General features: G+C 62.0%; 13 protein-coding genes. 4 read left to right on the top strand and 9 right to left on the bottom strand.

Annotated features, from left to right (window positions below):
• Positions 1–127 precede the first annotated feature (127 nt).
• Positions 128–394 (top strand): hypothetical protein, encoded by a 267-nt coding sequence (locus tag AC1DY9_RS16785; RefSeq protein ID WP_477667094.1) that lies wholly within the window; start codon positions 128–130, stop codon positions 392–394.
• 74 nt (positions 395–468) lie between these two features.
• Positions 469–816, top strand: a complete 348-nt coding sequence (locus tag AC1DY9_RS16780) for a DOPA 4,5-dioxygenase family protein (protein ID WP_457278882.1) — start codon at positions 469–471, stop codon at positions 814–816.
• Positions 817–887: 71 nt separating this feature from the next.
• On the opposite strand, the gene AC1DY9_RS16775 is transcribed toward AC1DY9_RS16780, so the two are convergent.
• The 9 genes from AC1DY9_RS16775 to AC1DY9_RS16735 all read right to left on the bottom strand — a co-directional run bounded on the left by AC1DY9_RS16775 (position 888) and on the right by AC1DY9_RS16735 (position 10,827).
• Entirely contained in the window at positions 888–2,003 is a 1,116-nt protein-coding gene (locus tag AC1DY9_RS16775; RefSeq protein WP_477667093.1) for an acyltransferase family protein, read from the bottom strand.
• Between the two features lie 45 nt (positions 2,004–2,048).
• Positions 2,049–3,011, bottom strand: coding sequence for an NAD(P)H-dependent flavin oxidoreductase (locus tag AC1DY9_RS16770; RefSeq protein WP_457278884.1), 963 nt, complete (start codon positions 3,009–3,011; stop codon positions 2,049–2,051).
• A 99-nt stretch (positions 3,012–3,110) separates the two neighbouring features.
• Positions 3,111–4,901 (bottom strand): acyl-CoA dehydrogenase, encoded by a 1,791-nt coding sequence (locus AC1DY9_RS16765; RefSeq protein WP_457306790.1) that lies wholly within the window; start codon positions 4,899–4,901, stop codon positions 3,111–3,113.
• Between the two features lie 129 nt (positions 4,902–5,030).
• Positions 5,031–5,678, bottom strand: coding sequence for a hypothetical protein (locus AC1DY9_RS16760; protein WP_457278886.1), 648 nt, complete (start codon positions 5,676–5,678; stop codon positions 5,031–5,033).
• A 22-nt stretch (positions 5,679–5,700) separates the two neighbouring features.
• Positions 5,701–6,633, bottom strand: a complete 933-nt coding sequence (locus tag AC1DY9_RS16755) for an electron transfer flavoprotein subunit alpha/FixB family protein (RefSeq protein WP_457278887.1) — start codon at positions 6,631–6,633, stop codon at positions 5,701–5,703.
• A gap of 13 nt (positions 6,634–6,646) precedes the next feature.
• A complete protein-coding gene (locus AC1DY9_RS16750) occupies positions 6,647–7,396 on the bottom strand; it encodes an electron transfer flavoprotein subunit beta/FixA family protein (protein ID WP_477667092.1) in 750 nt (249 codons plus the stop codon).
• A 326-nt stretch (positions 7,397–7,722) separates the two neighbouring features.
• A complete protein-coding gene (locus AC1DY9_RS16745; RefSeq protein WP_477667091.1) occupies positions 7,723–9,081 on the bottom strand; it encodes a mechanosensitive ion channel family protein in 1,359 nt (452 codons plus the stop codon).
• Positions 9,060–9,866, bottom strand: coding sequence for an enoyl-CoA hydratase (locus AC1DY9_RS16740; RefSeq protein ID WP_477667090.1), 807 nt, complete (start codon positions 9,864–9,866; stop codon positions 9,060–9,062). Before AC1DY9_RS16740 ends, AC1DY9_RS16745 begins: the two co-directional genes overlap by 22 nt.
• A gap of 7 nt (positions 9,867–9,873) precedes the next feature.
• Entirely contained in the window at positions 9,874–10,827 is a 954-nt protein-coding gene (locus AC1DY9_RS16735) for a histone deacetylase family protein (protein WP_457278891.1), read from the bottom strand.
• 41 nt (positions 10,828–10,868) lie between these two features.
• On the opposite strand from AC1DY9_RS16735, the gene AC1DY9_RS16730 reads away from it, so the two are divergent.
• Positions 10,869–11,789 (top strand): AAA family ATPase, encoded by a 921-nt coding sequence (locus tag AC1DY9_RS16730; protein ID WP_457278892.1) that lies wholly within the window; start codon positions 10,869–10,871, stop codon positions 11,787–11,789.
• A gap of 5 nt (positions 11,790–11,794) precedes the next feature.
• Positions 11,795–12,895 (top strand): DUF58 domain-containing protein, encoded by a 1,101-nt coding sequence (locus AC1DY9_RS16725; protein ID WP_457278893.1) that lies wholly within the window; start codon positions 11,795–11,797, stop codon positions 12,893–12,895.
• Positions 12,896–13,158: the final 263 nt, after the last annotated feature.

Below are 13,158 nucleotides of genomic sequence, written 5' to 3'. Positions count from 1 at the left end.
GCAAGCGCAGTGCCCGGCAAGGTCGCAGAAAAATACTGTATATAAATACAGTATATTCAAACAAAAACCCTTTAGCAAATGTCTGCAACAGGGCCCGCAATAATGGGTTTAAAGCAGGAGACGTCCCATGGCACACGTACTGGTAAAACTCACCGGCGCGCCGCTGGCCGCCGTTAAACAGCAGCTGGAAAAGGACGCGGACGAACATGCGAAGCAAGGCATGTATCTGAAGCATCTCTGGCAAAACGCGGAAGACGCGGCCGAGGTGTTTTTCCTGTTTCAGGTAAAAGACCTGGCGCATTGCCGGCAGCGCATGAAGCAGACGCATGCAAAAGCCCGAGAAGAAAACCCCGATGCACCGCTACCGGCCCTGACGTTTCTGGAGGATGCCTGAGCACTCATCCAATGCAGTCATTGATACGCCCCCTTTTTCATTTTTCCGTCCCTCTTCTCCCTTTCCGTTTCACCATGATCCAGCGCCCCGAAAACCTTTATGCCCGCTACCACGCCCATGTGTACTTCGGGCCCGGCACCGTTGAGCAGGCACGCGCCCTGTGCGAAAAGGCCGGTGCGCTTTTCGGGATTGCCGTGGGGCGGGTGCATGAACGAGAGGTGGGACCGCACCCGCGCTGGAGTTGCCAGCTGGCATTTGACCGCGCGGCGTTTGACAGCGTCATTCCCTGGCTCGAAGAACACCGCGACGGACTGGATGTGTTTGTGCACGGGCTCACCGGCGACGACCTGGCCGACCACACCACGCATGCTTCATGGCTGGGTGAGCCTGCGGCATTGAAGCTGGAGATGTTCAGGCAGTGAGCCTGGCTCCGGTTGAATGCTATTAATTCAATAGCTAGTTGCGCTTGTCCAGAAAGGCGAAGAGCTGCTTTTTAACGCAAATAAAAGCGACTCAGCCAGCGCGGCCGCAAAGGAATCGGCCGCGATTCCACCGACTGATACAGCACCCAGCCCGCCAGCAGCGACAGCAGGAAGGCCAGCAGCAGGCCCAGCACATTTGCCGCAAGCTGCGTGGGCCAGAAATGGCTCACGATGGCATTGACCAGCAGGCACACCGGAAAGTGGATGAGGAACACAGAGTAGGACATCTGGCCCAGCTGCACCAGCCGGCGCTGCTGCAGCCATCGCACCGGCCAGGACTGTGGCTGCAGCACCGCCAGCCCGACCAGGCCGAAGGCGGTGACCAGTGCCACCACCAGGCGCCCCCTGAAATCCAGCGCCAGGGCCAGCCCGCCCATCACCGCCAGGGTCACGAGCCAGAAGCTGCGCCGCGCGCCAAGGCGGTTTGAGGCCCAGAAGGCCAGCATGCCCAGGGCATAGGAGCCGCAAAAATAGAGGGCGGTGATATCAAAGGCCGGCAGGCGGTTGAAAAACAGCAGCGAAGCCAAGGCAACCAACAGGATGAGGCTCACGCCGAGTGGGGCCGAAACCGAAGTAGTGTGCGTTGCGTCGCCGTTGTGTGGCTGAAACTGGAACCGCCGGGCAAAGGCAAAGATGAGAACCGCCATGGCGTAGAGCTGGAAGTCGATGGCCACGTACCAGACACCGGCAGAAAGCGCGTCCTGCCCGAGCAGGTCCTGCAGCAACAGGACATGGGCGAGCAGCTGGTGCACCGTGGGAGCATCCGGCACCGAATGATGTGCGAACCAGGGCCTGACCAACGCGGCCACGAGCATGCTCACGGCCAGCGCCACCAGATAGGGTTTGACGAGTCGCCAGTAGCGGCGAAAAATCAGGGGGCCAGGTGCACCGAACACGGCCACGCCCTGTGGCGCGAGCGAGGCCGCCGCCAGAAAACCACTCACGACGAGGAACACCTGCACGGCCATGCGGCCGTAGTCGTAAAGCCAGTCCATCAAGGCCGGTGCAAACGGGTGCACCACATCCGACATCGGGCCGTAAAAAGCCAGGTGATGCAAAACAATGAGGACGCAGGCCAGCCCTTTGAGGGCATCCATGCCGGGAAAGCGTCGGGTCGCGGTGGTCAAGGCGGGTATTTCAGGCGCAGCGCTGCTCAAAGGTAGCGATGGCGCTTAAGCGCAGACCCGTTTGCGTGCCTGCTCGTACTCGCGCCTGAGCTGGTCCACAAAGGCCGCGGCGCTTTGGACCTTGCTGACAGAGCCAATGCCCTGGCCGCAGCCCCAGATGTCTTTCCAGGCCTTGGACTTGCTGCCTTCACCGCCGCCGAAGTTCATGGTCTTGACGTCGCCTTCGGGAAGGTTCTCGGGGTCCATGCCAGCAGCGCGAATCGACGGCGCGAGGTAGTTGCCGTGCACGCCGGTAAAAAGGCTGCTGTAAACGATGTCGTCTGAGTTCCCGTCAACGATGGCCTGCTTGTAGGCGTCGGCCGCGCGCGCTTCGTCCGTCGCGATGAACGCCGAACCGATATAGGCAAAGTCGGCGCCCATGGCCTGCGCAGCCAGAACCGCGCCGCCAGTGGAGATGGCGCCCGACAGCGCCAGAGGGCCGTCAAACCACTGGCGGATTTCCTGGATCAGCGCGAACGGGCTTTTGACGCCCGCATGGCCGCCCGCACCGGCGGCCACGGCGACCAGGCCGTCGGCGCCCTTTTCAATGGCCTTGCGCGCGAACTTGTTGTTGATGATGTCGTGCAGCACCACGCCGCCGTAGCTGTGGGCGGCAGCGTTGATGTCTTCGCGTGCACCCAGGCTGGTGATGTAGATGGGCACCTTGTACTTCACGCACATTTCCATGTCGTGCTCCAGGCGGTCGTTGGACTTGTGCACGATCTGGTTGATGGCAAAAGGCGCCGCCGGCTTGTCAGGGTTGGCCTTGTTGTGGGCTGCCAGTGCCTCGGTGATCTCGGCCAGCCACTCATCAAGCTGCGACGCAGGCCGAGCGTTGAGCGCGGGCATGGCGCCCACCACGCCGGCTTTGCACTGCGCGATGACCAGCTTGGGATTGCTGATGATGAAGAGCGGTGAACCGATGATGGGCAAAGGCAGCTTGTTCAATGCGCCGGGCAGTCTGGACATGGTGGCTCCGTTGTTATTCTGAATTCAAGAAAAAACATCCTGCAACCCTTTACTGACGGGCGCTAACAGCTATCAAATAAATAGCAGTGTGTACGGAGGTCAGAACGCGTCCAGCGCCAGCGCCGTGACGCTGTCTGCACCATCGACAATGCTGTCGCGCACGCCGGGCACCTTGGTCAGCAGGTGGTCAGCATAAAAACGTGCGGTGGTGATCTTGGCCTGCATGAAGGCGACGTCGATGCCTTGGGCGATTTGTTCTTGCGCCACCAGCAGCGAACGCGCCATCTGCCAGCCGGCCACCACATTGCCCGCGAGCATGAGGTAAGGCACGCTGCCGGCAAACACGGCGTTGGGGCTGGCTTTGGTGTTGCCGGCCACGAAATCCACCACATCGATGAATGCCAGGCGCGCGGCCTTCAGGCGCTTGGCCACGGCCAGCGCGTCAGCACTGCCCTGCTTGAGCAGCTCGCCTTCGGTTTTTTCGATCTGCGCGGCAATCGCCTTGGCCGTCTGGCCGCCATCGCGCGAAGTCTTGCGGCCAATCAGGTCGTTGGCCTGGATGGCGGTCGTGCCTTCGTAGATGGTCAGAATCTTGGCGTCGCGGTAGTACTGGGCGGCGCCGGTTTCTTCAATAAAGCCCATGCCGCCATGCACCTGCACACCCAGCGACGTCACTTCCAGGCTCATCTCGGTGCTGTAGCCCTTGACCAGTGGCACCATGAATTCGTAAAACGCCTGGTTCTGCTTGCGCACATCCGCATCGGGGTGGTGATGCGTTGCGTCATACGCCGCAGCAGCGACAGAAGCCATGGCGCGGCAGCCTTCGATGTAGGCTCGCATGGTCATCAGCATGCGCTTCACGTCCGGGTGGTGAATGATGGGCGCGCTGGCCTTGATGGAGCCGTCAACCGGTCGGCTTTGCACGCGGTCTTTGGAAAATTCCACGGCTTTCTGGTAGGCGCGTTCGGCAATCGCGATGCCTTGCATGCCCACGGCGTAGCGCGCCGAGTTCATCATGATGAACATGTACTCGAGGCCGCGGTTTTCTTCACCGACGATGTAGCCTACGGCGCCGCCATGGTCGCCGTACTGCAGCACGGCAGTGGGCGACGCCTTGATGCCCATCTTGTGCTCGATGCTCACGCAGTGCACGTCGTTGCGTGCACCGAGTGCGCCGTCTTTGCCGACCATGAACTTGGGCACGACAAAGAGGCTAATGCCCTTGACGCCTTCGGGCGCGCCGGTCACGCGGGCGAGCACCAGATGCACGATGTTCTCGGCCATGTCGTGCTCACCATAGGTGATGAAGATCTTGGTGCCGAAAACCTTGTACGTGCCGTCGGGCTGCGGCTCGGCACGGCTGCGCACCATGGCGAGGTCCGAACCAGCTTGCGGCTCGGTCAGGTTCATGGTGCCAGTCCACTGGCCGCTCACCAGCTTTTCAAGATAGACCGCCTTGAGGTCGTCGGAGCCGGCCGTGAGCAGGGCTTCAATGGCGCCGTCGCTGAGCAGCGGGCACAGCGCAAAACTCATGTTGGCGGAATTGAGCATTTCACCGCACGCTGCGCCTATGGTTTTGGGCAAACCCTGACCGCCAAAATCAGCCGGGTGCTGCAGCCCTTGCCAGCCGCCTTCGACGTATTGGCGGAAGGCCTCCTTGAAGCCAGGCGTGGTGGTGACTTCGCCGGATTGAAAGCTCGACGGATTGATGTCACCGTCACGGTTGAGCGGAGCCAGCACGCCCTCGTTGAACTTGGCGCATTCTTCGAGCACCGCTTGCGCGGTGTCGAAGCCGGCTTCTTCAAAGCCGGGGATTTGCGCGATCTGTTCGATGTTGGCCAGGTGTTTGATGTCAAACAGCATGTCCTTGAGGGGGGCCTTGTATGTCATGTTTTTGTCTCCGGAAAGTTGTCTTATGCCCGGCGAAGGCAGGGTAAAAATCGGTGCGCCGCCATGGCCTGTCGGCTTGGGATACCCCAGGCGAAATCGGGGTCTCAATTGCCAGGTGAACTCTTGAATCTAGGGCGAAAAATCACGAACTGGAGGTTCCACCAGTTTTTCGGATTTCCGCACGACATAACCGTTGTCCATCAAGGCATTGAGCCAGCCCGCTGCCATCAGGTCCACATGACCCGAATCCGGGGCCGAGGCGTAAAACGCATCCTGAAACTCCAGCATGGGCACGAGCTTCTTGCTGTACAGCGTCACGCGGTAACGGGTAGAACCCCTGCGGGCTTCATGGCCCTGGGAGGTGACGGTAGAGCCCATCGGAACAAACAGCAGCGTGTTGTAACCCTGGCCGGACCATTCGCCCAGCACGCCCCTGATATTGGAACGCTGGCCGAACGTGCCTGCGTACTTTGCGGGAACTCCGTTGAGCTGCATGAAGTCTGCGGCGTGCCCAACACTTTGGTTCATCAGGCGGTTGTCGAGTACACCCGAGAGCCTGTAGCCTTTGACCAGGTCCGGGTTTTGGTTGGCCCACTCGGGGGTCACAAAAACCAGGGCCAAAGACGTCACAGGCTCCTTGATGTCCGACTTGACGCTGACCTGTTCGACTTTGCGGTCAAGCCCCGCGCACGCAGCGAGGAGCAAGCCCGCCAGCATCAAGGCCATGCATGCGCCTCGCCTCATGCCGGATTGGCCGGGTTGCTGCTTGGCTTTCATGTCGCGCTGGCCTGAAACCGTATTACAGGGCTGCGACCAACTCGGGTACGGCAGTGAACAGGTCGGCCTCGAGACCATAGTCAGCGACGCTAAAGATAGGCGCTTCGGGATCCTTGTTGATCGCCACGATGACCTTGCTGTCTTTCATGCCGGCCAGATGCTGGATCGCACCGGAAATACCGGCGGCGATGTAGAGCTGCGGCGCGACAATCTTGCCGGTCTGGCCCACTTGCCAGTCATTGGGGGCGTAGCCTGCATCAACCGCTGCGCGCGATGCGCCGAGAGCTGCGCCCAGCTTGTCGGCCAGCGGCGTCAGCACTTCGTTGAATTTCTCGCTGGAGCCCATCGCGCGGCCACCGGAGACGATGATCTTGGCAGCCGTCAGCTCAGGGCGGTCGCTCTTGGCGATCTCGGAGCCCAGGAAGGTCGACTTGCCGCTGTCGGCAACGCCCGCGGGCGTTTCGATGGTTGCGGAGCCGCCCGTGGCGGCCGCGGCGTCAAAGCCGGTGGTGCGCACAGTGATGACTTTGGTCGCGTCCAGGCTTTGCACGATGGCGATCGCGTTACCGGCGTAGATGGGGCGCTCGAAGGTGTCGGCAGCATCGACCTTGGTGATGTCGGAGATCTGGCCGACGTCCAGCGTTGCGGCCACGCGGGGGGCGATGTTTTTGCCCGAAGCGGTGGCGGGAAACAGGATGTGCGAATAGGCGGAAGCGATGGCCAGCACCTGGGCGGCCATGTTTTCAGCCAGGCCGTGGGCGAAATGCTCGCCTTCGACGTGGATGACTTTGGCCACGCCGGCAATGGCGGCGGCGGCTTTGGCGGCGGCTTCGGCGCCCTTGCCGGCCACCAGCACGTGCACGTCGCCACCGCACTGGGCGGCAGCCGTCACGGTGTTAAGGGTCGCTGGCTTGATGGAATTGTTGTCGTGTTCTGCGATTACAAGTGCGGTCATTTCAATCAACTCCTTAGATGACTTTGGCTTCGTTCTTGAGCTTGTCCACCAGGGCGGCCACGTCGGCCACCTTGATGCCTGCGCTGCGCTTGGGCGGCTCGCTGACCTTCAGGGTCTTGATGCGCGGCTTGACGTCCACGCCGAGCTCTTCGGGCTTGAGGTTGTCGAGCTGCTTTTTCTTGGCCTTCATGATGTTGGGCAAGGTGACGTAGCGCGGTTCGTTCAGGCGCAGGTCGGTCGTGATGATCGCCGGCAGCGTGAGCGAGAGGGTTTCCAGGCCGCCGTCGACTTCGCGCGTGACCTTGGCGGTGCCGCCTTCGACTTCGACCTTGGAAGCAAAAGTGGCTTGTGGCCAGCCCAGCAACGCAGCCAGCATCTGGCCGGTCTGGTTGCAGTCGTCGTCAATGGCCTGCTTGCCGAGGATGACGAGTTGCGGTTGCTCTTTTTCGACCAGCGCCTTGAGCAGCTTGGCGACGGCCAGCGGCTGCAGTTCTTCGGCGGTTTCGATCAGGATGGCGCGGTCTGCGCCGATAGCCATGGCGGTGCGCAGGGTTTCCTGGCACTGCAGCACGCCGCAGCTCACGGCGATGACTTCGGTTACGACACCCTTTTCCTTCAGTCGCGTCGCTTCTTCAACGGCGATCTCGTCAAACGGGTTCATGCTCATCTTGACGTTGGCGATGTCGACACCAGTGCCATCGGATTTGACGCGGACTTTGACGTTGTAGTCCACAACGCGTTTGACGGGAACCAAGACCTTCATGAGAGGACTCCAGAGTTGATGGATTGAGTACGAATTGAAATCGAAATGAAATCGGGACTGAATTGACGTTAACGTAAACGTAAGCTTTGCATTCTATGCTGCGGCGCCCCTGATGCGGGCTGCTCAACTGGTCGCCGGAGGGTATCCAGGGGAACCAGGCAGAAAAAGAACGATCGTTCTATTTTTCATTATAGAGCGCCGGATACAGCGAATTAGAGCATCCTGCCCAACCACTGTCCTTCAGGTGTCTTTCAGGCGTCAATTGCCGATGCAGCGAAAGGAGGTCGGGCAGGGAAAAAGCGCGCCGCAGGCCGTTTGTGGGCCGCTCAGGAAGGCTTGGCACCGGTAGCGCCCTTCTCGCCCTCCACGTTTTTTGCATTCTCCGAAATGCTCACGCGGGTATGCACCACACGCTGCGGGTACGGAATTTCGATGCCGTGCGAGCGCAGCGACTCCAGGACGGCGAGGTTGACACGCGAGCGCAGGTTCTGCTGGCCGTTTTCGGGATCAACCATCCAGTAGTTGAGCGTGAACTCGAGCCCGTCGACGCCAAAGTGGGTCAGATTGACGCTGGGACCAGGGTCGCGCAGCACACGATCCTGCTTGAGCGCGGCTTCGCTGAGCAGGCCCATCACCAGCTCAACGTCGCTGTCATAGCCCACCGACACCACGGTGGACTGCAGCACCTGCGTATCGCTGAGCGAGAGGTTTTCAACGCGGCTGCTGATGAACATCTCGTTGGGCACGATGGATTCGCGCCCGGACGGTGCACGCACCACGGTGTAGCGCGCATTGATATCGGTGATGCGCCCTTCAAAGGTGTCCACCCGCACGTTGTCACCGATGCGCACACTGCGCTCGGCCAGCATGACAAAGCCGCTCACGTAGTTGGCCGCCAGCTTCTGCAGGCCAAAGCCCACACCCACGCCTACCGCGCCGCCCAGCACCGACAACGCCCTGAGGTCAATGCCCACCGACGACAGCGCCAGCATCAGGCCGACAAACATCAGCATGGCACGCACCGCATTGCTGACAGCCTTGCGCAGGGAGAGCTCGTTGCCGGTGGCTGAACGCAGCAGGCGCGCCTCAATGGCCGAAGATATCCACAAGGTGATCAGCAGCACCACACCGGCTGTCACCGCACCTTCAAGCATGGTGCGCACCGACAGCGTCGAGTTGCCGACCTTCCACTTGATGTCGTCGAGCTCATCAAGTATCACGGGCAAGAAGCCGCTGACCCACAGCACCATGGCGATCCAGGCCAGCCAGGAAATGGTGCGCTCCAGGGCCCGCACGAGCGGCGCGTCCTTGAAGGCCACCTGCAGCACCTTGACCCCCAGGCGGATCACCGCCAGCGACAGCAGCACAGGAATGGCTACTTTGAATACCGCCAACGGAAAGGTCCTCGCCAAAAGGACCTGCACCGCATTGGCAAAGAAAAGCAGCAGCAGCGGAAACAGCACGCCGTCAATCACGCGCCGCCCGAAAAGGATGGAAGTCCCATCGACCGCCATACGTGCGCGGCCCGCCATGCGCACCACCAGCCAGGCCAGCAACGCGCAGGAAATCAGCGCGGCCAGCTCCGTGAGGGCGGTAGGCTGGGCCAGTGCCGCAAACCAGTCATCCAGCGCATCAATGCGGACGGGAGGAGCGGGACGGGTCGTCAGGGCGCCGGCGCTGGCCATTGGGGTTTCCTTTTTTCGATGAAGGCTTGCACGCCTTCCTGTGCCACGGCATGGACCATGTTGCAGGCCATGGACTGGCCCGCCAGCTGGTAGGCGGCCTCGATGCCGGTTTCACGTTGCTGGTAGAACAGCGCCTTGCCCATGGCGAGTGCTTCGCGCGGTTTGGGCAGGAGCGACTGCAGGAGTTTTTCGACTTCGCCCTCGAGGGATTCCGGTGATGCGACACGGTTCACCAGCCCGCGCGCACACGCTTCGTCCGCGGTGATGAATTCACCCGTGAGCAGCATCTCCATGGCTTGCTTGGCCGGAATGTTGCGCACCAGCGGCACGCTGGGCGTGGCGCAAAACAGGCCCACATCGATGCCATTCACGCCAAAAGTCGCATTGCTGGAGGCCACCGCCAGGTCACATTGCGCCACCAGCTGGCACCCGGCCGCGGTGGCCAGGCCCTGCACCTGCGCGATCACAGGCACCGGCAGCCTCTGGATGCTGATCATCATGCGCGTGCACTGCGCAAAAAGCTTCTGGTAATAAGCCAGCTCGGGCCGGGCGCGCATGTCCTTGAGGTTGTGGCCGGCACAAAAACCCTTGCCCTCAGCCGAGATGACCACCGCGCGCGCCGAGCTGTCGGCCGCGATCAAATCCAGTGCAGCCTGCAGTGCAGACAGCACGTCTTCACCGAGCGCGTTAAAAGTAGACGCCCGGTTCAGCACCAGGCGGTGGACACCGCGTGCGTCATGCGTGTGAAGCACAGGAGCCGAAAGCTCAGCAGATACGGCACTCATGAATGCCCTACAAATCGGCCAGGACGCGAATATGCGCTTCCACGCTGCGCGCCAGCGCATTCAGGTTGTAGCCACCTTCAAGCGACGAGACGATACGGCCTTGGGAATGGCGCCTGGCGACGTCCTTCAGGCGCTGGGTGATCCAGGCGTAGTCCTGCTCGACCAGTCCCATCTGGCCCAGGTCGTCGTCGCGGTGCGCATCAAAACCGGCGCTGATGAAAATCATCTCGGGCTTGAATTCTTCCAGACGCGGAATCCACGCCGCTTCGATCAGCTCACGCACGGCCATGCCCTTGGTGTAGGCCGGCACGGGCAGGTTGAGCATGTTGCCTGCATGATTTTCGGTGCCGGTATATGGGTAAAACGGGTGCTGGAAAAAGCTGACCATCAGGACACGGTCGTCGCCGCTGAGGATGTCCTCGGTGCCGTTGCCGTGGTGCACGTCGAAGTCGACAATCGCCACGCGCTTGAGGCCGTGGCGCTCCAGCGCATATTTGGCAGCAACGGCGACGCTGTTGAAAACGCAAAATCCCATGGACCGGTTGTGGCAGGCATGGTGGCCCGGCGGGCGCACCGCGCAAAACGCGTTCTCAAGCTCTCCGGACATCACAGCGTCGGTGGCCGCCAGCACGGCGCCGGTCGCGCGCAGGGCGGCGTTCCAGGTGTGCGCATTGAGCGCGGTATCGGGGTCTATCTGGGCATAGGCCGGCCCGCCGGCCCTGATGTCGTCGACCAGACTGTCGCTCAGGCCGCGGATCGCCGCCACCATCATGCGGTCGTGCGCCAGCTCGATGTCGCCCAGCGCTGCCAGGGGGGCCTCGCGCGCGTCCAGGGCGTCCTTGACGCCGGTCGCCAGCAACCAGTCGTCAATGGCGTCGAGCCGCTCGGGACATTCCGGGTGGCCGGGGCCCATCTCATGCTTGCGGCAATCTGCGTGCGTGAAATAACCAGTCGCGTTCATGGGGGAAATAATTTGTAAAAAATTACGGTATGGTTGGCACCATGAAAGTCACAGAAAAACTCCAGGCACTTCTCGATCAGCTTAACACGGTCATCGTCGGAAAACCGGCACAGGTACAGGACTGCGTGGCCTGCCTGCTGGCCGGCGGCCACCTGCTGATTGAAGACGTTCCGGGCGTCGGAAAAACCACCCTGGCCCATGCGCTGTCCCGTTCTTTCGGGCTGCAGTTTTCGCGGGTGCAGTTCACCGCCGACCTGATGCCCAGCGATTTGTCGGGTGTGTCGATTTACGAACGCCAGAAGGAAAGCTTTGTGTTTCACCCGGGGCCGGTTTTTGCGCAGGTGCTGCTGGCCGATGAAATCAACCGGGCCAGCCCGAAAACCCAAAGCGCCCTGCTCGAAGCCATGGAGGAAAAGCAGGTCACGGTCGAGGGCGAAACCCGGCCCCTGCCCCTGCCGTTTTTCGTGATCGCCACACAGAATCCGCACGACCAGCTCGGCACCTACGCCCTGCCCGAGTCCCAGCTGGATCGCTTTCACATGCGGATTTCGCTGGGCTACCCTGACCGCGCCGCCGAACGCGAATTGCTGCGGGGCGCCGACCGCCGCGACATGCTCGAAAAACTGCCGGCCCTGCTGGCGCCGCACGACCTGCTGGAGCTGCAGCAGATGGTGGCGCAGGTTCACGCGTCGGAGCCGCTGCTGAACTACCTGCAGGACCTGGTCACGGCGACCCGTTCAGGCCGCTGGTTTCTGCAAGGCCTCAGCCCGCGCGCGGGCATTGCCATCATGCGGGCCGCCAAAGCACAGGCCTTCCTGAGCAAGCGGGACTACGTGGCGCCGGACGACATTGCTGCCGTGCTGCCGCAAACCGCCGCACACCGGCTCATTCCGGTCAGCGACGCCGGCCGCGGCCCTGTGGAGCAGGTGCGGGCCATGCTCGACGCCGTGCCCCTCCCCTGAAGAAGATGGACGCCCCCCGAAGCGCCTCCGGCGCCTCCCCCCCCGGGGGGCGCCACCAGTGGCCCGGCAAAGCCGGTTCCACGGCGGCCCGCGAATGGAATCCTTTTGCCTTCATTCGCGGGCGCTTCCAGAAGTGGTGGCAAAGCAAGCTGCCGTTCACCGACAGCGTGTCGCTGACCCAGCGCAACGTGTACATCCTGCCCACGCGGCCTGGCCTGATGCTGGGCGTGACGCTGCTGGTGCTGCTGGTGGCTTCCATCAACTACCAGCTCAACCTGGGCTACCTGCTGACGTTCCTGCTGGCCGGCAGTGCTCTGGTCGGCATGCACGTCTGCCACGGCACGTTGCGCGGTCTTGCTATGAATTTAGTAGCGCCTCCCGCTCACTACGCGGGTGCTACCGCCGCATTTGATGTAAAACTCATGAACGCCAGGCGTACCGCGCGCCATGGCATCGGGCTGAGCGTGCTGAACCCACACGATGTGGACACCAAAAAGGACGCCAAAAAGGGCGGGGAGCAGCACTGGGTGTGGACCGACGTGCCCGCGCAGGGCAGCAGCGTGGTGCAGGTGGCCTTCACGCCGCCGCGGCGGGGCTTGTACCGGCTGCCGACGCTGACCGCCGAAACCCGTTACCCGCTCGGCACCTTTCGCGTCTGGACGGTGTGGCGCCCGGCTGCCCAGATCCTGGTCTATCCGCAGCCCGAAGCCCACCCGCCACCGCTGCCGCCCGGCGAGCCCCGCTCCGGTGGCGCGACGGCGGCCTCACGGGCACAAAGCACGGGTGAATTCGATGGCGTACGCGGTTACCGCCGCGGCGACCCCATGAAACTGATCGTCTGGAAAAAAGCAGCCAAGGCCGATGAACAGGGCAACGGCCTGGTCGTGCGTGACACGCAGCAAGCCCAGCGGCATGAGCTCTGGCTGGACTTCATGAATGCGGGCTCTGCCGGTGTTGAACAAAAGCTTTCACGGCTGTGTGCCTGGGTGTTGATGGCCGACAAGCTCGCGCTGGACTATGGCTTGAGGTTGCCTTCGGTGGAGATCAAGCCTGCCAGTGGGGAGGCGCATAAACGGCTTTGCCTGGAGGCGTTGGCGGTATGTTGACGGTTTCTGGGTTTATCCGACCGGGGGGCTTTTTGCTGGGGACGGCTGGCCGGGGGTTGCCCGGCGGCAACTCACTTTCTTTYGCTTCGCCAAAAGAAAGTAAGCAAAGAAAAGGCGACCCTGCTGTTTGCGTCCCTGCGCTGCGCTTCGGGCAGCCTGTGGTGCTCGGTCCAGCCGGGGTCAAAAACAACTCGCCTGCGGCTCAAACAAGTTTTTGCCCTGATCCGTCTGGCCCTGCGCTCCTCGGCGCATACAGAAGGGGT

This window comes from Polaromonas sp. P1_F6, from assembly GCF_056405695.1.
Note: the sequence above shows the minus strand (reverse complement) of the source record. Positions and strands in the feature narration are given on the sequence as shown.